A 21,797-nucleotide genomic window follows, 5' to 3' on the forward strand; every position below is an offset into this window, starting at 1 on the left:
CCACCACGCTCGGATACAGGTCGGACTCGCGCGACTGAAATTCTCGACCGTGACACGGATGGGCTGGGACATGTCCGCCTCGCTGCGTGTGGGTGCGGACTCAAATACACGGGTTGGAATGACGGGCGGATCAGGCGATCCGCCTGAAGCGGCCGAGGACTTACCCGATATGTCCGGCATCCCCCTTGGCGGACGCGGCGCGGGCGGCCGAGATCGCGGCCGCCCGCAATGGCCTGTCGATCTCTCCCTAGTTTCCCTCTTCCAGCAGACGCCGGGCGATGACCTGGGCCTGGATCTCGCCCGCCCCCTCGAAGATGTTGAGGATGCGGGCGTCGGCCAGCAGGCGGCTGGCGACATATTCCATCGCGAAGCCGTTGCCGCCGTGGATCTGCAGGGCGTTGTCGGCGGCGGCCCAGGCGACGCGGGCGGCGATCAGCTTGGCCATGCCGGCCTCCAGGTCGCAGCGCTTGCCCTCGTCCTTCTGGCGGGCGGCGAAATAGGTCAGCTGGCGCACGCCCATGATCTCGGCGGCCATCATGGCCAGCTTGTTGTGGACGCGCGGGAATTCGAAGATCGCCTGGCCGAACTGCTTGCGGTCCAGGGCGTAGCCGAGACCGGTCTCCAGCGCCGCCTGGGCCACGCCGACGGCGCGGGCGGCGGTCTGGATGCGGGCGCTCTCGAAGGTGGCCATCAGCTGCTTGAAGCCCTGGCCGGGCACGCCGCCCAGCAAGTTCTCGGCCGGCACCGCGAAGCCGTCGAAGCCCAGCTCGAACTCCTTCATGCCGCGATAGCCGATCACCCCGATCTCGCCGCCGCTCATGCCGTCGGCCGGGAAGTCGTTGCCCTCGACGCCGCGCGGCTTGGGGGCCAGCAGCATCGACAGGCCGCGATAGTCGGTGGTGGCCGGGTCGGTGCGGACCAGAAGGGTCATGACGTCGGCGCGGGCGGCGTGGGTGATCCAGGTCTTGTTCCCGGTCACCACGTATTGCTCGCCCTTGAGTTCGGCGCGGGTGCGCAAGGATCCCAGGTCCGAGCCGGTGTTGGGTTCGGTGAACACGGCGGTCGGCAGGATCGAGGCGTCCGAGATCTTCGGCAGCCAGTACTGCTTCTGGTCTTCCGTGCCGCCGGTCAGGATCAGCTCGCCGGCGATCTCCGAGCGGGTGGCCAGCGAGCCGACGCCGATCCAGGCCCGCGACAGCTCCTCGGACACCACGCACATGGCGGTCTTGCCCATGCCGCTGCCGCCGTACTCCTCGGGGATGGTCAGGCCGAACACGCCCAGGGCGCCCAGCTCCTCGACCAGCTCGATCGGGATCAACTGGTCCTTCAGGTGCCATTCGTGGGCGAACGGGGTGACCTTTTCCTCGGCGAAGGCGTGGAACTGGTCGCGGATCATCTCGAAGGTCTCGTCCAGACCGGTGTGCTCGAGGGTCGGACGGCCGCGGGCCTCGGCCAGGCGCCGGGCGACCCGGGTCTTCACCGCTTGCGTGCCGCCCTCGACCATCAGCTTCATCAGGCCGTTGGAATAGAGGCGGTTCAGCACCGAGCGGTCGGTGATCAGGTGGGCCGGACGGACGATCTCGCCCTGGTTCATCGGCACGCCGCCGACCAGCTGGGCGCAGTATTCGGAAAACAGCAGCTGGGCCAGCAGGGCCTCGATCTCGCCGAACCGGCCCTCGGCCTCCAGCCGCTCGGCCCAGCCGGCGACCTGGTTCAGCAGCTCGGCATAGGCGGCGTACCAGCCGTAGCCGTGCACCTGGTGCTGATGCTCGTCGGCCAGGGCGCGGTCGATCTTGCCGTTGGCGCCGGTGATCGCCGCCTTCACCGCCGGCTTGGCCTCGGCCACGAACAGCTGGGCCGCGCCGGCGGCCTCGCGCAGCAGGCCGGTCAGCCCCGGCAGGATCAAGGGTTGGGTGGTTTCCTGGGCGACCGCTGTGGTCATGGCTTGCTCCCGTGCGCCGAACAGTTGTTTTCTTTCACTCTGGAGCTTTTCGCACCTGCGAGCAATGCCGCAGTGCAACATAAATGGCCCAAAAGGGGAAGAAACATGCTGGTCGTCCACCACCTCAACGAGTCGCGCTCGCAGCGCATCCTGTGGCTGCTGGAGGAGCTGGGCCTGCCCTACGAGATCAAGTTCTACACGCGCGACGCCCAGACCCGCCTGGCGCCGCCCGAGCTGATCGCCGTCCACCCGCTGGGCAAGTCGCCGGTGCTGACCGATGGCGAAGCGACGATCATCGAGAGCGGGGCGATCACCGACTATGTGATCCGCCGCCACGCCGGCGGCCGGCTGGCGCCCGATCCGGCCGGCCCCGACTACGACGCCTACCAGCAGTGGCTGCACTACGCCGAGGGCTCGGCCATGCTGCCGATGCTGCTGCGGATGTATGTCGGCCGGCTGGGCGCGGCGGGGGCGCCGCTGCATCCGCGCATCGAGGGCGAGATGGCCAACCACCTGTCCTATGTCGACGGCGCGCTGGCCGGCCGCCAGTTCTTCGTCGGCGACAGCCTGACCGGCGCCGACATCCAGATGAGCTTCGTGGCCGAGGTCGCCAAGGCGCACGGCAAGCTAGCGGACTATCCGAACCTGGAGGCCTGGATCGGCCGCATGCACGCCCGCCCGGCCTGGCGGGCGGCGCTGGCCAAGAGCGGGCCGTACGGCCTGGGGCAATAGGCCCGCCGGAACCCTCTCCCCGCGCGGGAGAGGGGAGGGCTCACCCCTCCCAGAACCGGAACGCGTGATACCCCGCGCCGATGTCCGGCCGCGACACGCCGAACAGGTCGGTGATCGTCACCACCACGCTCAGGATGGCGTCGTTGACCGCCGGCACGAGGAAGATCGCCAGGAACAGGCCGATGAACACCAGGTTGCCGAATTTCAGCGCCCGCTGCTGGACCTCGGGCGGCAGGTAGGGGCGGATCACGCCGAAGCCGTCCAGGCCGGGCAGGGGCAGCAGGTTCAGCACCAGGGCGAAGGCCTGCAAGAAGGCCAGGAAGGCGGCGGCGCGCGACAGCGGGCTGGTCTGCACGCCGAACGCCCGGTCGGCGGCCAGGCACGCGGCCAGGCCGATCAGCACCGTCAACGTGCCCAGCGGTCCGGCCAGCGAGGCCAGGGCCCGGCCGCGCTTGCTGCGCATCAGGTCGTCGCGCAGATAGACCGCCCCGCCGGGAAAGCCGATCCCGCCCAGGGCCAGGGCGAGCAGCGGCAGGATCAGGCTGGTCGACAGGTCGGTGTATTTCAGCGGGTCCAGGGTCAGATAGCCCTTCTCGGCGATCGTGTGGTCGCCGGCTTTGTAGGCCACGAAGGCGTGGGCGAACTCGTGGATCGAGACGCTGAGGATCCAGCCCGCCACCACGAAGGCGAAAGTCAGCACGCCGGGCGGGTCGGGCAGCCGGGCCAGGGCGAAGGCCAGGCCCGTGAAGATGACGATCAGGATCAGGGCGTTGGGGCTGATCGGAGCGGGCTTGGCGGGACGGGCGTCTGCGAGGGTCATCCGTCCTTATACCCACACCCGAGGACAGAGCGAAGGCTCAGCTTCCTCTCCTCACCCGCGCAGCGGGGGAGGTGGCGCGGTGCCGATAGGCGACGTGACGGAGGGGGCGTCCCGGCCGTTCCGCTCGCGAATGAGCGCCGTGGCCAGGTCCCAGATTCCATCCGCCACGCCGGTCGGGTCGGCGAACACGTCGGCGGCGGCGTAACGCACGATCGTCAGGCCTTTCCGCGCCATCCAGGCGTCGCGGCGTGCGTCATGCTCCGGTGCGTCGCCCATGTTGTGACACCAGCCGTCGACCTCGATCACCAACCTGGCGTCCGCGCAGTAGAAGTCGGCGACGTATGGCCCGATCGGGTGCTGGCGGCGGATGCGGGGCCCGTCGGGCTGGCGGGCGCGCAGGCGGACCCAAAGCATGACCTCGGGCGGGCTCATGGTTCGGCGCAGGGTTTTGGCGCGCGAGTGTGTCTCGGCTGAAGACCTCATGGGTTGAGTATGCCGCCGAACGCCCCCTCCGTCACGCTGCGTATTCGCAGCGCGCCACCTCCCCCGTTTCACGGGTGAGGAGGAAGCGGCGCGGATCTTCTCCTCCCCCGTGAAACGGAGGAGGTGGCGCGAGGCGCAGCCTCGTGACGGAGGGGGCGTCCAGGCGGCCTCAGTCCACCCCCGTCAGCACCGCGCGGATCGTGTCCACCACCTGGTCCACCTGCGCCTCGGTGATGATCAGCGGCGGCGATAGGGCGATGATGTCGCCGGTCACGCGGATCAGCAGGCCCTTGTCGAAGGCGGTCTCGAAGGCGGCCATCGCCCGGGCGGTCGGCGCGCCCGGCCTCGGCTCCAGCTCGATCCCGGCGATCAGGCCGAAGTCGCGGATGTCGATCACGTGGCGGGCGTCCTTCAGCGAATGCACGGCCGCGCGCCAGTAGGGCTCCATGTCCAGGGCCCGTTGGAACAGGCCTTCCTCCTGATAGACCTCCAACGCCGCCATGCCGGCCGCGCAGGCCAGGGGGTGGGCCGAATAGGTGTAGCCGTGGAACAGCTCGATGGGCGCGTCGGCGCCGTCCATCATCGCCTGGTAGATCCCCTCCGAGGCCGCCACCGCCCCCGCCGGGACGGCGGCGTTGGTCAGGCCCTTGGCCATGCAGATCATGTCCGGGATCACCCCGAACCGCTCGGCCGCGAAGGCCGCGCCCACCCGGCCGAAGCCGGTGATCACCTCGTCGAAGATCAGCAGGATGTCGTGCTTGTCGCAGATCGCCCGCAGGCGTTGCAGATAGCCCTCGGGGGGGACCAGCACGCCGGTCGAACCGGCCACGGGCTCGACGATCACGGCGGCGATGTTGGACGCGTCGTGCAGGGCGACGATGGCTTCCAGCGCGTCGGCCAGCTCGGCGCCGTTCTTGGGCAGGCCCTGGCTGAACAGGTTGCCCGCCACGCCGTGGGTGTGGGGCAGGTGGTCGACGCCGGTCAGCAGCGAGCCGAAATACATCCGGTTCTTGGGGATGCCGCCCACCGAGATGCCGCCGAAGCCGACGCCGTGATAGCCGCGCTCGCGGCCGATCAGCCGGGTCTTGGTCCCGTTGCCGCGGGCCCGGTGATAGGCCAGGGCGATCTTCAGGGCGGTGTCGACCGACTCCGAGCCCGAGCCGGTGAAGAAGATCCGGTCCAGGCCCGGCGGGGTGATCTGGGCGATGCGGCTTGCGAAGGCGAAGGCCGCCGGATGGCCCATGTTGAAGCTGGGGGCGTAGTCCATCTCGCCGGCCTGGCGACGGATCGCCTCGACGATCCTCGGCCGGTTATGCCCGGCGTTGACGCACCACAGGCCCGAGGTGGCGTCCAGGATCCGGCGGCCGTCGGGCGTTGCGTAGTGCATGCCCTCGGCGTGGCTGAGAATCCTCGGATTGGCCTTGAACCGCCGGTTGGGCGTGAACGGCATCCAGAAGGCGTCGAGGTCGTTGGTCGCCATGGGGAGCTCCGGATCAGGCTTGCATTGTGATCGCAATTGGAGGTCTGCTGGCAAGACCAAACCGGACAAGCCGGGGCCGGAGATGGGGACACACACTCATCCCGCGGCCGGTGTGATCGTGGCTCGGGCAGAGGAGTGAGTGTGTGTCCCCGGCTTCCACAGGCTCTCAGAGACGTCCCCTCGCCGACAGCCTGGCCGTCCACGACCAGGTCTACGAAGCCATCCGCCAGGCCCTGATCAACGGCCGCATCGCGCCGGGGGTCGGGGTGTCCTTGCGCAGCCTGGCGGCCGAGCTGGGCGTGTCGCCGATGCCGGTGCGCGACGCCGTGCGGCGGCTGGTGGCCGAGCGGGCCCTGGCGATCAATCCGGCCAACAAGCGGCTCAGCGTGCCGTCGCTGACGGCGGCGCGGTTGGAGCAGCTGTCCCAGGCCCGGCTGTGGGTCGAGCCGGAGCTGGCCGCCCGCGCCGCGCCCCATGTCGACGCCGCCCTGGTCAAGCGCCTGCGCGACCTGGACGCCGCCGTCGACGACGCCCTGAAGCTGGGCGACGTCGACGCCTACATGACCGCCAACCACGACTTCCACTTCGCCATCTACGAGCGGGCCGACGCCGAGGTGCTGCTGGCCATGGCCGGCGGCCTGTGGCTGCAGATCGGACCGTTCATGCGCGTGGTGTTCGGCCGGGTCGGCGCCGACGGCCTGGTCGCCGACCGCCACGTCGAGGCCGTGGAGGCCTTGAAGGTCCACGACGCCGAGGGCGCGCGCCGGGCCATCGCGGCCGACCTGTCGGAGGGCATGGACAAGATGCGGGCGGCGGTGGAGGCGGGGCGGTGATCCTCTCCTCACCCGTGAAACGGGGGAGGTGGCGCGTCGCGCAGCGACGTGACGGAGGGGGCGCTCGCCGCCGCCGGACGTATCCGCATCGCGCCACCTCCCCCGCTGCGCGGGTGAGGAGGAAGGGCGCCCAACCGTCAGGCGCCGGCTCTTCAGCGCGCGTCCCCACCTTGACAGTGGCTCCCCCACCGCAAACTGTGATCACAATTTTCAGAAAGATCCCGCGTGACCGCCCCGTCCATCTTCGACGCCCTCAAGAGCCTGTCCCTGCCGGGGCTGGCGGTGATCGACGGCGCCTTGGTCGGGGCGGCGTCGGGCAAGACGCTCGACAACGTCTCGCCGCGCGACGGGACGGTGATCAACCGGGTCGCCGCCTGCGAGGGCGTCGACGTCGACCGCGCCGTGGCCGCCGCCCGGACCGCCTTCGAGGACGGCCGCTGGCGCGACCAGGGCCCGCGCGCCAAGAAGGCCGTGCTGTTCAGGCTGGCCGAGCTGATGGAGCGCGACGCCGAGGACCTGGCGCTGCTGGAGAGCCTGGACACCGGCAAGCCGATCCGCGACGCCCGCGCCGTCGACATCCCGTTGTCGATCGGAACCACCCGCTGGTACGCCGAGGCGCTGGACAAGATCTATGGCGAGGTGGGGGCCTCGCCGATCGACCGCCTGAGCTGGGCCGTCCACGAGCCGCTGGGCGTGGTCGGGGCCATCGTGCCGTGGAACTTCCCGCTGCACATGGCGATGTGGAAGGCCGCCCCGGCCCTGGCCATGGGCAATTCCGTGGTCCTCAAGCCCGCCGAGCAGTCGCCGCTGACGGCGCTGAAGCTGGGCGAGCTGGCCCTCGAAGCCGGGCTCCCGCCAGGGGTGCTAAACGTGGTCCCCGGCCTGGGCGGCGTGGCGGGCGAGGCCCTGGCCCTGTCGATGGACGTCGACATGATCGCCTTCACCGGCTCGGGCCCGGTGGGCCGGCGGCTGATGGAGTATTCGGCGCGCTCGAACCTCAAGCGCGTCTCGCTGGAGCTGGGCGGTAAGTCGCCCCAGATCGTCTTCGCCGACTGCCCGGACCTGGACGCCGCCGCCGAAGCGGCCGCCTGGGGCGTGTTCTATAACCAGGGCGAGGTCTGCACGGCCGCCTCGCGGCTGCTGGTCGAGGAGGGGATCAAGGACGCCTTCCTCGAGAAGGTGATCGCCGTCGCCAGGACCATGGTCCCCGGCGACCCGCTGGACCCCGCGACCGTGTTCGGCGCCATGGTCAGCGAGCGGCAGATGCACACCGCCCTGGACTACATCGCCGCCGCCGACCGCCAGGGCAATCGCCGGCTCCTGGGCGGGAAGCGGGTGCGCCGGGAGACGGGCGGCTTCTATGTCGAGCCGACCATCTTCGACGGCCTGGAGCCCGATCACACCCTGGCCCGCGAGGAGGTGTTCGGCCCGGTGCTGGGCGTGCAGACCTTCAAGACCCAGGACGAGGCGATCGCCCTGGCCAACGACACCGTCTACGGCCTGGCCGCCGGCCTGTGGACCAGCGACATCAACCGCGCCCTCGGCTCGGCTCGGCGGCTGAAGGCCGGGCTGGTGTGGATCAACGGCTGGGACGCCTGCGACATCACCATGCCGTTCGGAGGCTTCAAGCAGTCGGGCTTCGGTCGCGACCGCAGCCTTCACGCGTTGCACAAGTACGCCGACCTGAAGTCGGTGTCCGTGACGCTGAGGTGATGACCATGACGCTCGAACTTGTCGAAACCGCCGCCTTCATCGACGGCCTGTGGATCGAGAGCGAAACCACGTTCGAGGTCCTGAATCCGGCCGACGGCTCGGTGATCGCCCAGGTCGCCGACCTGGGCGCGTCGGAGACCAAGGTCGCCATCGAGGCCGCCCATCGCGCCTTTCCGACCTGGGCCGCCAAGACCGCCAAGGAGCGCGGGGCGATCCTGCGCAGATGGTCCGACCTGATGCTGGCCCACGCCGAGGCCCTGGCCCGGCTGATGACCGCCGAACAGGGCAAGCCCCTGGCGGAGTCGCGGGGCGAGGTGGCCTACGGCGCGGCGTTCATCGACTGGTTCGCCGACGAGGCCAAGCGGGCCTACGGTCATGCAATCCCCAGTCCTATGCCCGGCAAAAGGCTGATGTCGATCAAGCAGCCGGTCGGGGTCTGCGCGGCCATCGCGCCGTGGAACTTCCCGATCGCCATGATCACCCGCAAGGTCGGCCCGGCCCTGGCCTCGGGCTGCACCGTGGTGGTCAAGCCGGCGGCCGAGACCCCGCTGTGCGCCCTGGCCATCGCCCGCTTGGCGACCGAGGCGGGGGTGCCGGCCGGGGTGCTGAACGTCGTCACCGGCAAGGACAGCGCGGGCATCGGCAAGGCCCTGTGCGACGACGCGCGGGTGCGCAAGCTGTCGTTCACCGGCTCGACCCCGGTGGGCAAGACCCTCTACGCCCAGTGCGCCGGCACCATGAAGAAGCTCAGCCTGGAGCTGGGCGGCAACGCGCCGTTCATCGTCTTCGACGACGCCGACCTGGAGGCCGCCGTCGACGGGGCGATCGCCAGCAAGTACCGCAACACCGGCCAGACCTGCGTCTGCGCCAACCGGCTGATCGTCCAGTCGGGCATCCACGACGCGTTCGTCGCGCGGCTGACCGAGAAGGTCGGCGCCATGAAGGTCGGGCCGGGCACGGGCGAGGGCGTGACCATCGGTCCGCTGATCAACGCCAAGGCCATCGCCAAGGTCGAGAAGCTGGTGCGCGAAGCGATCGAGCAGGGCGCCAAGGCCACGGTGGGCGGCGGCCGCCACGACCTGGGCGGGCTGTTCTGGCAGCCCACGGTGCTGACCGGCGCGACGCCGCAGATGCGTCTGTTCCAGGAGGAGATCTTCGGCCCGGTCGCGCCGATCGTGAAGTTCGACACCGAGCAGGAAGCCATCGATCTGGCCAACGCCACCCCGTTCGGCCTGGCCTCCTACTTCTACAGCCGCGACGTCGGCCGCTGCTGGCGGGTGGCCGAGGCGATCGAGGCGGGGATGGTCGGCATCAACGAAGGCATCATCTCCACCGAGGTGGCGCCGTTCGGCGGGGTCAAGGATTCCGGGCTGGGCCGCGAGGGGGCTTCGGAGGGGCTCGATGAGTACCTGGAGACCAAGTACCTGTGCTTTGGCGGGGTGGGTTCCGGATGACCGACGCCCTGACGCCCCCTCCGTCACGAGGCTGCGCCTCGCGCCACCTCCCCCGTTTCACGGGGGAGGAGAAAGATCGCGCCGCTTCCTCCTCACCCGCATCGCGGGGGAGGTGGCGCGCTGCGGATACGCAGCGTGACGGAGGGGGCGTTCGGCCCAGCAGGTGGGCCCCATGACCCCCAAACCCGCCAACGCCCCCATCCTGTCCGACCTGATCCAGGACGAGGCCCGCCGGTTCGTGGCCGAGCATCCGCGCTCGTGCGCCCTGTCGCGGCAGTCGGCCGACGTCTGGCGGGGCGGGGCGCCGATGCACTGGATGACCGACTGGGCCAGTCCGTGTCCGATCTTCGCGGCCCAGGGCGTCGGGGCCCAGATCACCGACGTCGACGGCAAGCTGTACGACGACTTCTGCCTGGCCGACACGCCGGCCATGTTCGGCCACGGCCAGGAGGCGGTCGCCCGGGCCGTCGCCGACCAGGCCCGGCGCGGGACCGGCTTCATGCTGCCCACCGCCGGCGCGGTGATCGTCGGCCGGCTGCTGGCCGAGCGCTTCGGCCCGCCGCTGTGGCAGATGGCGACCACGGCCAGCGACGCCAACCGCGCCGCCATCCGCTGGGCCCGGGCGGTCACCCAGCGGCCGGTGATCCTGGTGTTCGACGGCTGCTATCACGGCATGGTCGACGACGCGTTCGTGACGCTGAAAGACGGCGTTCCGGCGATGAAGGCGGGCCTGCTGGGCCAGGTCCACGACCTGACGGCCACCACCCGCGTCGTGCCGTTCAACGATCCCGAGGCCCTGGCCGCCGCCCTGGCGCCCGGCGACGTCGCCGCCCTGCTGGCCGAGCCGGCCATGACCAATTGCGGGATGATCCTGCCGCAGCCGGGCTTCCTGGACGTGATGCGCGACCTGACGCGCCAGGCCGGGACCCTGCTGATCCTCGACGAGACCCACACGCTCTCCACCGGCCCCGGCGGCTACGCCCGGGCGCACGGCCTGGTTCCGGACATGCTGGTGGTCGGCAAGGCCATCGCCGGCGGCGTGCCGGCCGCGGTCTGGGGCGTGACCGCCCAGCTGTCCGAACGAATGGACGCCGCCGCCGCCCGGGTCGGGCCCGGCCAGTCGGGGATCGGCACCACCCTGTCGGGCAACGCCCTGGCCCTGGCGGCCATGCGGGCCATGCTGACCGAGGTGATGACCGACGCCGCCTATGCGCGGATGCTGGCCGGGGCCGGGCGGCTGGTCGAGGCCCTGCGGAAGATGATCGCTGGGCGCGGCCTGCCGTGGTCGGTGGTCCATGTCGGCGCCCGGGTCGAGCTGGTCTTCGCCGCCTCGCCGCCGAAAAACGCCGCCGCCATGCGCGAGGCGCTGGACCCGGACCTGCTGTCCGCGCTTCATCTGTGGCTGATCAACCGAGGGGTGCTGATCGCGCCCTTCCACACCATGATGCTGGTGTCGCCGATGACCGAAGACGCGGCGGTGGACCGACTGGTCGCCGCCGTGGATGGGTTCGCCGGGGCGCTGGAGGGACTGAGTTTATGACGACACCCATGGTCGCCGACCCCCAGGAATGCATCGACTTCCTCGCCGCCCATCCGCAGGTGAAGTACGTCGACGTGTTCTTCACCTCCATGACCGGCGTCCCCCGCGGCAAGCGCCTGCGGATCCACGAGCTGCAGGCGGTCTATGACTACGGCCGCTTCCTGCCGGGCTCGATCCTGGTGGTCGACACCAACGGCGCCGACTGCGAGGACACCGGCCTGGTCTGGGAGGACGGCGACGCCGACCGCCGCGCGCGGCCGGTTCCCGGGACCCTGACCCTGGCCCCCTGGCTGGGCCCGGACATGGCCCAGGTGATGCTGTCGCTGTACGAGCTGGACGGGGCGGCCAACGACCTGGACCCGCGCCACGTGCTGCGGCGGGTGCTGGACCGCTTCGCCGCCGACGGCCTGACGCCGGTCGCGGCCTGCGAGCTGGAATACTATCTGGTCGACCAGCAGCGCGGCCCCAACGGCGAGCTGCTGCCGGCCCGCTCCCACCAGACCGGCGAGCGGCCGCACGGGATCCAGGTCTACGGCCTGCCCGAGCTGGAGGCCCACGCCCCGTTCCTGCGCGAGCTTTGGGAGGTCTGCGACACCCTGGGCGTGCCGCTGGAAGGCGCCATTTCGGAGTTCGCGCCGGGCCAGGTGGAGCTGACCCTGAAGCACAAGCCCGACGCCCTGGAAGCCGCCGACGACGCCCTGCGCTACAAGCGGGCCGCCAAGGGCGTGGCCCTGAAGCACGGCTGCGAGGCCACCTTCATGGCCAAGCCCTGGGCCGACCAGGCCGGCAACGGCTTCCACGTCCATGTCAGCTTCAACGACGCCGAGGGCCAGAACCTCTGCGCCAGTGACGACCTGGAAGGCTCGCCGCTGCTCAAGCACGCGATCGGCGGCATGAAGGCGCTGATGGCCGACTGCATGGCCATACTGGCGCCCAACGCCAACAGCTATCGCCGCTTCAAGGCCAACAGCTACGCGCCGGTCGCCCCGACCTGGGGCGTCAACAACCGCACGGTGTCCTTGCGGGTGCCGGCCGGCCCGCCGCCGACCCGCCATGTCGAGCACCGCGTGGCGGGCGCCGACGCCAATCCGTACCTGGTGCTGGCCGCGCTGCTGGCCTGCGCCCACCACGGCATTTCCAACAAGATCGATCCGGGGCCGGCGGTGGTCGGCGACGGCTACGCGGCCGCGGCCAAGGAGAAGATCCGCCTGCCCACCGACTGGCACGCGGCGGTGAACCTGTTCGAGGCGTCCGACGTGCTGCGCGACTATCTCGGCGAGCGGTTCGTGGAGATGTTCGTCTCGGTCAAGCGCACCGAACAGGCGCGCTTCGGCGCGGTGGTCACGGCGCTGGATTATGACTGGTATCTGCGCAACGCCTGACGGCGGGGCGCGGAAAGACAAAGAGTTGAGGCCGCTGGACGCGGCGACTGTAGTCTCGGTTGTCATCCCGGACGAGCGCGCAGCGCGAAGATCCGGGACCGACGCGTGAGCGCAGGCGCTTCCGGCGGTCCCGGATCGGCGGCCCTTCGGGCCTTGTCCGGGATGGCAGGTTTTTTGGGTTGTCGAAATCATCCGTCGTCAGACGAATTCAAGGGGAGACACCATGAGCACCAACCGCATTCTCGGCACACGCCGCTCGCTGCTGACGGCCATGGGCGCCGCGGCCATCGGCATCAGCTTCACCGCCTGCGGCCAGAAGCCCGCCGGCGAGGCGGCCAAGTCGGCCGGCGGCGAGGAAGCCAAGCTGAACTTCTACAACTGGGACACCTATATCGGCGAGACGACGCTGGACGACTTCAAGAAGGCCACCGGCGTCGACGTCAATATGAGCCTGTTCGCCACCAACGACGAACTGTTCGCCAAGCTGAAGGCCGGCAACGCCGGCTACGACGTGATCGTGCCGTCCAACGAGTTCGTCACCCGCATGGGCCAGGCGGGCATGCTGGAGGAACTGGACCACGCCAAGATCCCCAACATCAAGAACATCGACCCGGCCTTCCTCGACCCCGACTACGACAAGGGCCGGAAATACTCGATGCCCTACAGCTGGCTGGTGCTGGGCATCGGCTACAACAAGAAGAAGGTGAAGGGCGTCCCCGACAGCTGGAAATATCTGTTCGACAGCGCCCAATACAACGGCCGCATCGCCCTGCTGTCGGAAAGCGCCGACCTGATCCGCCTGGCCGCCAAGTACAAAGGCCACAGCGTCAACAACATCCCGCCCGAGCTGGTCGCCGAGATCGAGCAGATGCTGATCCGCCAGAAGCCCTATGTGAAGGCGTTCCACGACGACAACGGCCAGGACATGCTGATGGCCGGCGATGTGGACCTGGTGCTGGAGTACAACGGCGACATCGCCCAGGCGATGAAGGAGAATCCGGACCTGGACTTCGTGATCCCGAAGGAAGGGTCCCTGCTGAACTCCGACACCCTGTGCATCCCCAAGGGCGCGCCGCGTCCGGACAACGCCCACAAGTTCATCAACTACCTGCTGGACGCCAAGGCCGGGGCCGAGATCTCCAAGACCATCCTCTATCCGACGCCCAACGCGGCGGCCAAGGCGCTGATGCCGGACGACTACAAGAACAACCCCGTGATCTTCCCGTCCGCCGAGGCCCTGGCCAAGTGCGAGTACGGGGCGTTCGAGGGGGCCGAGAAGGCCAGCCAGTACGAGGAAGTCATCACCCGGGTGCGGGCGGCTTAATCGCCCCTCCCCCCGTGGGGGAGGCGATCGCGAAGCGATCGGTGGGGGGAGTTTTAGGGCGGTCGACGTTCGATCACTCCCCCCTCCGTCGGCTTCGCCGACACCTCCCCCACGGGGGGAGGGACTATTGAAGAGGGACCGACATGGAGCAGAGCTGGAAACAGGCCAAGGCCGTCTTCGCCACGGCGCTCAGCGCGCCGCTGGTGTGGCTGGTGCTGTTCTTCCTGGTCCCGCTGGCCATCGTCTGGGCCTACAGCTTCGGCCACAACGAGGGCCTGACCCAGATCGCCATCACCGGCACGTTCAAGAACTACGCCCGGGCGATCGAGCCGCTGTACCTGAAGATCTTCCTGAAGTCGGCGGGGGCGGCCGCCATCACCACGGGCCTGTGCCTGGTGATCGGCTTTCCGGTGGCCCTGGCCATCACCTTCGCCTCGCAGCGGGCCAAGACCTGGCTCCTGCTGCTGATCATGCTGCCGTTCTGGACGAACCTCTTGATCCGCACCTACGCCCTGATCGCCGTGCTGCGCGACGAGGGCTATATCAACAAGGGCCTGGAGGCGGTCTGGACCCTGGCGGCCAAGGTCGTGCCGCTGGCGCCGTTCCAGCCGCTGGAGATGATGCACACCAATTTCGCGGTGATCGTCGGCCTGGTCTACGTCCACCTGCCGTTCATGGTGCTGCCGCTGTATTCGGCGCTGGACCGCCTGGACAAGTCGCTGCTGGAGGCCAGCCTCGACCTGGGCGCCGGGCACATGCGCACCCTGTTCAAGGTGGTCGTGCCCCTGGCCCTGCCGGGCATCGCCTCGGGGATCCTGATCACCTTCATCCCGGCCCTGGGGGCCTATCTGACCCCCGACCTGCTGGGCGGCCCCGACAGCCAGATGATCGCCAACGTCATCGAGCGCCAGTTCAAGCGCGCCAACGACTGGCCCTTCGGCGCGGCCCTGTCGTTCCTGCTGATGTACCTGACCTTCGTGGCGATCGCGGTGCAGGCGCTGCTGTCGCGGAAGAAGGGGGTTGCGGCATGAGTGTGTTGAAGCCGCGCCCATCAAGGCCCTCCCCCTGTGGGGGAGGTGTCGGCGCAGCCGACGGTGGGGGGAGCGATCGGCCGGCGACCGCGCTCCGGATCCTCATCCCTGAAACTCCCCCCACCGGCCTTCGGCCGCCTCCCCCACAGGGGGAGGACTTCGCATGACCCGCAAATCCCCCCCCGGCCCGCTCGAATACCTCCGCCGCTGGCAGATGCAGGCCTGGCTGGCGGCCGTGGGGGTGTTCCTCTACGCGCCGCTGATCGCCCTGATGGCCTTCAGCTTCAACGACAGCCGGCGCAACATCGTCTGGAAGGGCTTCACGCTCAAATATTACGACAAGGCCTTCAACGACTCGTCGCTGATCGAGGCCTTCGCCAACTCCCTGACCATCGCGGCCCTGTGCACGGTGCTGAGCGTGGCCCTGGGGGCGATGGTCGCCCTGGTGCTGTGGCGGTTCCGCTTCCCGGGCAAGACGGTGCTGGACGGAGCCCTGGCCCTGCCGATCGTGGTGCCCGAGATCTGCATGGGCGTGGCCATGCTGGTGTTCTTCGCCAAGATCGTGCCCTGGCCCGTGGGCCTGCCCTGGCCGCTGAACCTGGGGGCCATCACCATCGCCCACGTGTCGTTCTCGTTCCCGTTCGTGGCGGTGGTGGTCCGCGCCCGGATGGCCAGCTTCAACCGCGAGATGGAGGAGGCGGCCCGCGACCTGGGGGCCGGCGAGTGGCGCACGATCTGGGACGTCATCCTGCCGCACATGGCCCCGTCGCTGGTGGCCGGGGCGCTGCTGGCCTTCACGCTCAGCCTGGACGACTTCGTGATCACCTTCTTCACCTCGGGACCCGACACCGTGACCTTCCCGGTCAAGGTCTATTCGATGGTCCGTTTCTCGGTGACGCCCGAGGTCAACGCGGCCTCGACGATCCTGATCGTCCTGACCGTGATCCTGACGGCCGTGGCGCTGAAGCTGCAGGGCGATCCGGCGGGCGTGGCCGGACATGGGGACAGCAAATGAGCGGCCGGACGCCCCCTCCGTCGGGCTTCGCCCGCCACCTCCCCGGTTTCACGGGGGAGGAGAAGGTCGGCGTGCTTCCTCCTCACCCGCATAGCGGGGGAGGTGGCGCGCCGCGAATACGCAGCGTGACGGAGGGGGCGTCCAGCGGCCGCCCAGCGACTGAGTTTGACGTATCTCGGGGGCAGACGACGTGACCAACCAACCCATCATCACCTTCGAGAACGTCACCAAGCGCTTCGGCAAGATGGCGGCCGTCGATGACGTGACCCTGTCGATCCACGAGGGCGAGTTCTTCTCGCTGCTGGGCCCGTCGGGCTGCGGCAAGACCACCCTGCTGCGGATGCTGGCCGGCTTCGAGACGCCGACCGAGGGCCGGATCCTGATCGACGGCAAGGACGTCAGCCTGGTGCCGCCGAACAAGCGGCCCGTGAACATGGTGTTCCAGTCCTACGCCGTGTTCCCGCACATGAGCGTGGCCGACAACGTCGCCTACGGCCTGAAGGTCGACCGCGTCGGCAAGGCCGAGCGCGACCGGCGGGTGGAGGAGGCGCTGGACCTGGTCCAGCTGCACGGCCTGGCCGGCCGCAAGCCCGACCAGCTGTCGGGCGGCCAGCGGCAACGTGTTGCGCTGGCGCGAGCGCTTGTAAAACGGCCGCGCGTGCTGCTGCTGGACGAGCCGCTGTCGGCCCTGGACGCCAAGCTGCGCGACCAGATGCGCACCGAGCTGTGCACCCTGCAGGAGAAGGTCGGCATCACCTTCATCATGGTCACCCACGACCAGGACGAGGCCCTGGCCCTGGCGTCGCGCTGCGCGGTGATGAACCGCGGGGTGCTGCAGCAGGTGGCCGGTCCCAGCGACCTCTACGAGTTCCCCAACAGCCGCTTCGTGGCCGACTTCATCGGCAGCGTGAACCTGTTCGAGGGCGTGCTGGCCGTCGACGAGCCCAGCCACGCGGTGGTCCGCTCGCCCGACCTGGACTGCGACATCTTCCTGGACCACGGCGTCACCGGCGCGCGCGGCGGCACGGTCTGGGCGGCGCTGCGGCCCGAGAAGATCGAGCTGCACAAGCGTCCCGACGGCGGCGCCCCGCCGAACATGGGCGATTGCCCGCAAGGTCAGAACGCCGTGGCCGGGGTGATCAAGCACGAGGCCTATCTGGGCGGTCAGAGCGTCTACGAGGTCGAGATCAAGAGCGGCCGGCGGATCAAGGTCACGCGCCCGAACCTGACGCGGTGGGACCAGGAGGACTTCAAGCTGGGCGAGGCGGTTTGGCTGGGCTGGCACGCCTGTTCGCCGGCGGTGTTGTTGAGCTGATGACAGTGGCTCACCCCCTTGCCCCCACCTGGCGGCCGCGCACGCCAAGTCCCTCCCCCCGTGGGGGAGGTGTCGCCCGAAGGGCGACGGAGGAGGGCGTGATCGGCCGCCGGCCGGGTCCACGATCTTCGATCCGACAACTCCCCCCTCCGATCGCTACGCGATCGCCTCCCCCACAGGGGGAGGGACCGCGGTCAGATGGAGGCAGGACATGAGACCCGTCGCCGGGATCATCTGCTGCACCCGCACCGTCGGGATCGAGCCGGCCCAGGCGGTGATGAACCGCTATGTCGCCAATGCGATGAAATACGCCGACGCCGCGGCCCTGCTGGTCCCGTCGATGCCTGAGCTGATGAAGGCTTCGGAGGTCGCCGGCCGCCTGGACGGCTTGATGCTGACCGGCAGCCCGTCCAACCTGGACCCGGCCCTCTACGGCCAGGCCGTCGACGACGCCCCGGGCCCGTTCGACGCGGCGCGCGACACCATGACCGCCGACCTGATCAAGGCCATGCTCGACCTGGGCCGGCCGGTGTTCGGCGTGTGCCGGGGCTTCCAGGAGATCAATGTCGCGTTCGGCGGCACCCTGCGTCGCGACATGGGTCATGGAGAAGGAGGGGGCGCCGACGACCTGATCGCCCACCACGCCCCCGACGAGGTCGATTTCGACGGCATGTTCGACCACGAGCACCGCGTCGACCTGACCCCCGGCGGCGTGCTGGCCCGGGCCTTCAACGCCGAGGCGGCCACCGTCAATTCCGTGCACTACCAGGGCGTCGACCGGCTGGGCGAGGGGCTGCTGGTCGAGGCCCGCGCGCCCGACGGCGTGGTCGAGGCGGTTTCGGCCAAGGTCAACGGCGCGCCGGTCCTGGCCGTGCAGTGGCATCCCGAATGGAAGACTGAGCGCAATCCGCAGAGCCAGGCGTTCTTCCAGGTGTTCGGGCGGGCGCTGCGGAGGGAACCCCTCGGTCCGCTCATCCCGGCGAATGCCGGGACCCAGATGGCCAAGCGCTGAGGTGGATCCCATGCACGCCGCGCCCTTCCAACCAGCCCAAGCGCCATAGGATCTGGGTCCCGGCATTCGCCGGGATGAGCGGATTCAGAAAATAAGAAAAGTCCCAGGAGAGCACCCGATGACCGTCCCCATCCGCAACCATGACATCGCCGAGCTCAAGCGCCTGGACCTGGCCCATCACCTGCCGGCCCAGACCGACTACAAGCTGCAGCAGGAATTGGGCGGCAGCCGGATCATCACCCGGGCCGACGGCGTCTACATCCACGACGGGGAAGGCCATCAGATCCTGGACGGCATGGCCGGGCTGTGGTGCGTCAACGTCGGCTACGGGCGCGAGGAGCTGGCCAAGGCGGCCTACGACCAGATGCTGGAGCTGCCGTACTACAACACCTTCTTCAAGACCGCGACGCCGCCGCCGATCCAGCTGGCCGCCAAGATCGCCCAGAAGATGGGCGGCCACTTGACCCACGTCTTCTACAATTCGTCGGGTTCGGAGGCCAACGACACGGTCTTCCGCCTGGCCCGCCACTATTGGAAGCTGAAGGGCCAGCCCAGCCGCACCGTCTTCATCAGCCGCTGGAACGCCTATCACGGCTCGACCGTGGCCGGGGTCTCGCTGGGCGGCATGAAGCACATGCATGCCCAGGGCGACCTGCCGATCGCCGGCGTCGAGCACGTGATGCAGCCCTACCCATTCGGCGAGGGCTTCGGCGAGGATCCCGCCGCCTTCCGCGACCGCGCGGTCAAGGCGATCGAGGACAAGATCCTCGAGGTCGGACCCGAGAACGTCGCGGCCTTCATCGGCGAGCCGGTGCAGGGGGCGGGCGGGGTGATCATCCCGCCGGACGGCTACTGGCCGGCGGTCGAGGCCCTGTGCCGCAAGTACGGGATCCTGCTGGTCTGCGACGAGGTGATCTGCGGCTTTGGACGCCTGGGCCAGTGGTTCGGCCACCAGCACTACGGGATCAAGCCCGACATGATCGCCATGGCCAAGGGCCTGTCGTCCGGCTACCTGCCGATCAGCGCCGTGGGCGTGGCCGACTTCATCGTCGCCGAGCTCAAGGAAAAGGGCGGCGACTTCATCCACGGCTTCACCTATTCGGGCCACCCGACCGCGGCGGCCGTGGCCCTGAAGAACATCGAGATCATCGAGCGCGAAGGTCTGGTCGAGCGCACCCGCGACGACACTGGCCCCTACCTGGCCAAGGCCCTGGCGACGCTGAACGACCACCCGCTGGTCGGCGAGACCCGCTCGCTGGGCCTGATCGGCGCGGTCGAGATCGTCCGCGAGAAGGGCACCAACCATCGCTTCCTCGACAAGGAGGGCGAGGCCGGGCCGATCGTGCGCGACCTGTGCATCCAGAACGGCCTGATGGTGAGAGCCATCCGCGACAGCATCGTCTGCTGCCCGCCGCTGATCATCACCCACGCCCAGATCGACGACCTGGCGGCGATCATCCGCAAGTCGCTGGACCAGGCCGAGCCGGTGCTGCGGGCGCTTAAGGAAACTGTGCAACTGTGATACTGTGAGGCCATGAAAAACATCACAGTCACCGTGGATGACGAAACCTATCGACGGGCTCGCATCAAGGCCGCCGAGAAGGACACGTCCGTCTCAGCCCTGGTTCGCCAGTTCCTGACTGAGGTCGCCGCCGACGAAAGTCGGGACGAGCGGCTCAGGCGCCTGGAGGCGGAAACGCGCGCCCAGATCACGGACTTCGTGGTGGGCGACATGCTGTCCCGCGACGAAGTTCACGAACGTGGCCGATAGCGTGCCTGTATTCTTCGACACCAACGTCCTGATGTACTCGATCAGCGTCTCGCCGGCGGAAGCCGCTAAGCGGGAGCGGGCCCTGGTCCTGCTGGATCGTGATGACGGCGTCGTGTCCGTGCAGGTGTTGCAGGAGTTCTACGTCCAAGCCACGCGCCCTTCGGGTCCGAAGCCGCTGCCTCACGCCCTGGCCGTGGCCATGGTCGAGGCCTGGCAACGGCATATGGTCGTCGACAACACCGTCGGAACGTTGCGCGCCGCTTTCGAGATCAAGGAACGGTACGGCTTCTCCTATTGGGACAGCGCCGTCGTGGCCGCCGCCTGGGCGGCCGGCTGCACCGAGCTCTACACCGAGGATCTTTCGCACGGCCAGGTCGTCGAAGGCGTTCGCGTCATCAATCCCTTCAAGCCCAGCTAGACTTCGAAAAGCGCGAGGAGCGCCCCATGAAGTACAAAGAAAAGAAATCCAAGCCCGCCCCCAAGACCACGCGCGGGGTGGCCTCGCTGGACGAGGCCAAGGACTGGTTCGCGCGGCAGAACATCGAGGAGATCGAGTGCGTCGTGCCCGACCTGGCCGGCGTGGCGCGGGGCAAGATCATGCCGGTGCGCAAGTTCCTGGGCGCGCCGTCGATGAACCTGCCGCTGGCGGTGTTCTACCAGACCATCACCGGCGACTTCCCCGAGTTCGAGGGGGCGGTCAACGCGGTGCAGTCCGACACCGACATCTTCCTGACCCCCGACTTGGCCACCCTGGCCGTGGTGCCCTGGGCCCAGGACCCGACCGCCCAGGTGATCCACGACGCCTTCCACCCCGACGGCCGGCCGGTCGAGGAGAGCCCGCGCCAGGTGCTGCGCCGGGTGGTGGCCCTCTATCGCGAGAAGGGCTGGGAGCCGATCGTGGCGCCCGAGATCGAGTTCTACCTGGTCGACAAGAACACCGATCCCGACTACCCGCTGAAGCCGCCGATCGGCCGTTCCGGCAGGCCGGAAACCGGCCGCCAGGGCTATTCGATCGCGGCGGTCAACGAGTTCGACGCCCTGTTCGAGGACATGTACGAGTACTCCGAACGCCAGGGCCTGGAGATCGACACCCTGATCCACGAGAGCGGCGTGGCCCAGATGGAGATCAACCTGCGGCACGGCGCGCCGCTGGAGCTGGCCGACCAGGTGTTCATGTTCAAGCGCACCATCCGCGAGGTGGCGCTGGAGCACGAGATCTACGCCACCTTCATGGCCAAGCCGATGGCCGCCGAGCCCGGCAGCGCCATGCACATCCACCAGTCGATCCTGGGCGTGGACGGCGAGAACCTGTTCTCGGATCCCAAGTCCGGCGACGCCACCCCGCTGTTCTACGCCTTCATCGCCGGCCAGCAGCGCTACCTGCCGGCGATCATGGCCATACTGGCCCCGTACGTGAACTCCTACCGCCGGATCGCCCGGGACAGCGGCGCCCCGGTCAACACCCAGTGGGGCTACGACAACCGCACCTGCGGCCTGCGCGTGCCGCCGTCCGACCCGGCCAACCGGCGTCTGGAGAACCGCATCCCCTCGTCGGACGCCAATCCCTACCTGGCCATCGCCGCGACCCTGGCGGCCGGCTATCTGGGCATGACCCAGAACCTGTCGCCGACCGCGCCCGTGGACACCGACGCCAGCGTGCGCGGCATCGAACTGCCCCGCAGCCTGCTGGAGTCGGTGGCGCTGTTCGAGGCCGCCAAGCCGCTGGTCGACCTGCTGGGCGCGACGTTCTGCAACGCCTACGCCACGGTCAAACAGGCCGAGTACGAGACCTTCATGCGCACGATCAGCCCGTGGGAGCGGGAGTTTTTGTTGCTGAATGTGTGAGGTTCGGGCGGTGAACACTTGCCCCCTACGGGCCGCTTCGCGGCCGTCTTCCCCCACAGGGGGAAGAGGACGGGTGTCCTCCGCCCCCTATGGGGGCGGACAGGC

Annotated in this window: 19 protein-coding genes and 2 pseudogenes; 15 read left to right on the forward strand and 6 right to left on the reverse strand. The window is 69.1% G+C overall.

Annotated features, from left to right (window positions below):
* Window positions 1–247: 247 nt before the first annotated feature.
* On the reverse strand, window positions 248–1,942 hold the full coding sequence (locus ASD38_RS19375; RefSeq protein WP_056442975.1) for an acyl-CoA dehydrogenase family protein: 1,695 nt from the start codon (window positions 1,940–1,942) through the stop codon (window positions 248–250).
* A gap of 105 nt (window positions 1,943–2,047) precedes the next feature.
* Here ASD38_RS19375 and ASD38_RS19380 point away from each other — a divergent pair, with 105 nt between their 5' ends.
* Window positions 2,048–2,674, forward strand: a complete 627-nt coding sequence (locus tag ASD38_RS19380; protein ID WP_056442971.1) for a glutathione S-transferase family protein — start codon at window positions 2,048–2,050, stop codon at window positions 2,672–2,674.
* A gap of 40 nt (window positions 2,675–2,714) precedes the next feature.
* On the opposite strand, the gene ASD38_RS19385 is transcribed toward ASD38_RS19380, so the two are convergent.
* From ASD38_RS19385 to ASD38_RS19395, 3 genes are all read right to left on the reverse strand, one after another.
* Window positions 2,715–3,494 (reverse strand): site-2 protease family protein, encoded by a 780-nt coding sequence (locus ASD38_RS19385; RefSeq protein WP_056462634.1) that lies wholly within the window; start codon window positions 3,492–3,494, stop codon window positions 2,715–2,717.
* A 51-nt stretch (window positions 3,495–3,545) separates the two neighbouring features.
* Complete coding sequence (locus tag ASD38_RS19390) at window positions 3,546–3,977, reverse strand: endonuclease domain-containing protein (protein WP_056462637.1); 432 nt, start codon at window positions 3,975–3,977, stop codon at window positions 3,546–3,548.
* 169 nt (window positions 3,978–4,146) lie between these two features.
* The gene (locus tag ASD38_RS19395; RefSeq protein ID WP_056462638.1) at window positions 4,147–5,457 is read right to left on the reverse strand and encodes an aspartate aminotransferase family protein; all 1,311 of its coding nucleotides are present in this window, start codon (window positions 5,455–5,457) and stop codon (window positions 4,147–4,149) included.
* Between the two features lie 143 nt (window positions 5,458–5,600).
* Here ASD38_RS19395 and ASD38_RS19400 point away from each other — a divergent pair, with 143 nt between their 5' ends.
* The 3 genes from ASD38_RS19400 (at window position 5,601) to ASD38_RS19410 (ending at window position 9,457) form a co-directional block, all read left to right on the forward strand.
* Window positions 5,601–6,290 carry a GntR family transcriptional regulator gene (locus tag ASD38_RS19400; RefSeq protein ID WP_056462642.1) on the forward strand — a complete coding sequence of 230 codons (690 nt, stop codon included), beginning with the start codon at window positions 5,601–5,603 and terminating at the stop codon, window positions 6,288–6,290.
* Window positions 6,291–6,515: 225 nt separating this feature from the next.
* Window positions 6,516–8,003: an aldehyde dehydrogenase gene (locus tag ASD38_RS19405; RefSeq protein ID WP_056462645.1), complete on the forward strand. Its 1,488-nt coding sequence runs from the start codon at window positions 6,516–6,518 to the stop codon at window positions 8,001–8,003.
* Complete coding sequence (locus tag ASD38_RS19410) at window positions 8,000–9,457, forward strand: NAD-dependent succinate-semialdehyde dehydrogenase (RefSeq protein WP_162252150.1); 1,458 nt, start codon at window positions 8,000–8,002, stop codon at window positions 9,455–9,457. The genes ASD38_RS19405 and ASD38_RS19410 overlap by 4 nt, the downstream gene beginning before the upstream one ends.
* Before the next feature lie 88 nt (window positions 9,458–9,545).
* Here ASD38_RS19410 and ASD38_RS24750 read toward each other — a convergent pair.
* Window positions 9,546–9,629, reverse strand: a pseudogene (locus ASD38_RS24750) (hypothetical protein); the annotation flags it as partial.
* On the opposite strand from ASD38_RS24750, the gene ASD38_RS19415 reads away from it, so the two are divergent.
* The 5 genes from ASD38_RS19415 (at window position 9,630) to ASD38_RS19435 (ending at window position 15,749) form a co-directional block, all read left to right on the forward strand.
* Window positions 9,630–10,997: an aspartate aminotransferase family protein gene (locus ASD38_RS19415; protein ID WP_056462648.1), complete on the forward strand. Its 1,368-nt coding sequence runs from the start codon at window positions 9,630–9,632 to the stop codon at window positions 10,995–10,997.
* Between the two features lie 8 nt (window positions 10,998–11,005).
* Window positions 11,006–12,379 carry a glutamine synthetase family protein gene (locus tag ASD38_RS19420; RefSeq protein ID WP_156390811.1) on the forward strand — a complete coding sequence of 458 codons (1,374 nt, stop codon included), beginning with the start codon at window positions 11,006–11,008 and terminating at the stop codon, window positions 12,377–12,379.
* A gap of 223 nt (window positions 12,380–12,602) precedes the next feature.
* On the forward strand, window positions 12,603–13,703 hold the full coding sequence (locus tag ASD38_RS19425) for an ABC transporter substrate-binding protein (protein WP_056462652.1): 1,101 nt from the start codon (window positions 12,603–12,605) through the stop codon (window positions 13,701–13,703).
* Window positions 13,704–13,846: 143 nt separating this feature from the next.
* Window positions 13,847–14,734 carry an ABC transporter permease gene (locus ASD38_RS19430; RefSeq protein ID WP_056442940.1) on the forward strand — a complete coding sequence of 296 codons (888 nt, stop codon included), beginning with the start codon at window positions 13,847–13,849 and terminating at the stop codon, window positions 14,732–14,734.
* A gap of 163 nt (window positions 14,735–14,897) precedes the next feature.
* Window positions 14,898–15,749 carry an ABC transporter permease gene (locus ASD38_RS19435; protein WP_056462653.1) on the forward strand — a complete coding sequence of 284 codons (852 nt, stop codon included), beginning with the start codon at window positions 14,898–14,900 and terminating at the stop codon, window positions 15,747–15,749.
* A gap of 48 nt (window positions 15,750–15,797) precedes the next feature.
* Here the strand turns inward: ASD38_RS19435 and ASD38_RS24755 are convergent.
* Window positions 15,798–15,911: pseudogene (locus ASD38_RS24755) on the reverse strand (hypothetical protein); the annotation flags it as partial.
* Window positions 15,912–15,993: 82 nt separating this feature from the next.
* On the opposite strand from ASD38_RS24755, the gene ASD38_RS19440 reads away from it, so the two are divergent.
* From ASD38_RS19440 to ASD38_RS19465, 6 genes are all read left to right on the forward strand, one after another.
* The gene (locus ASD38_RS19440) at window positions 15,994–17,064 is read left to right on the forward strand and encodes an ABC transporter ATP-binding protein (RefSeq protein ID WP_235523913.1); all 1,071 of its coding nucleotides are present in this window, start codon (window positions 15,994–15,996) and stop codon (window positions 17,062–17,064) included.
* A gap of 211 nt (window positions 17,065–17,275) precedes the next feature.
* A complete protein-coding gene (locus ASD38_RS19445; RefSeq protein WP_056462660.1) occupies window positions 17,276–18,076 on the forward strand; it encodes a gamma-glutamyl-gamma-aminobutyrate hydrolase family protein in 801 nt (266 codons plus the stop codon).
* 118 nt (window positions 18,077–18,194) lie between these two features.
* Complete coding sequence (locus tag ASD38_RS19450) at window positions 18,195–19,598, forward strand: aspartate aminotransferase family protein (RefSeq protein WP_056462662.1); 1,404 nt, start codon at window positions 18,195–18,197, stop codon at window positions 19,596–19,598.
* Window positions 19,599–19,610: 12 nt separating this feature from the next.
* Window positions 19,611–19,847, forward strand: coding sequence for a hypothetical protein (locus ASD38_RS19455; protein ID WP_056462665.1), 237 nt, complete (start codon window positions 19,611–19,613; stop codon window positions 19,845–19,847).
* Window positions 19,837–20,265, forward strand: coding sequence for a PIN domain-containing protein (locus ASD38_RS19460; RefSeq protein WP_200946025.1), 429 nt, complete (start codon window positions 19,837–19,839; stop codon window positions 20,263–20,265). The genes ASD38_RS19455 and ASD38_RS19460 overlap by 11 nt, the downstream gene beginning before the upstream one ends.
* Before the next feature lie 26 nt (window positions 20,266–20,291).
* Entirely contained in the window at window positions 20,292–21,692 is a 1,401-nt protein-coding gene (locus ASD38_RS19465) for a glutamine synthetase family protein (protein WP_056462668.1), read from the forward strand.
* Window positions 21,693–21,797 lie beyond the last annotated feature (105 nt).

The organism is Caulobacter sp. Root487D2Y, assembly GCF_001427165.1.
Classification (GTDB): Bacteria; Pseudomonadota; Alphaproteobacteria; order Caulobacterales; family Caulobacteraceae; genus Caulobacter.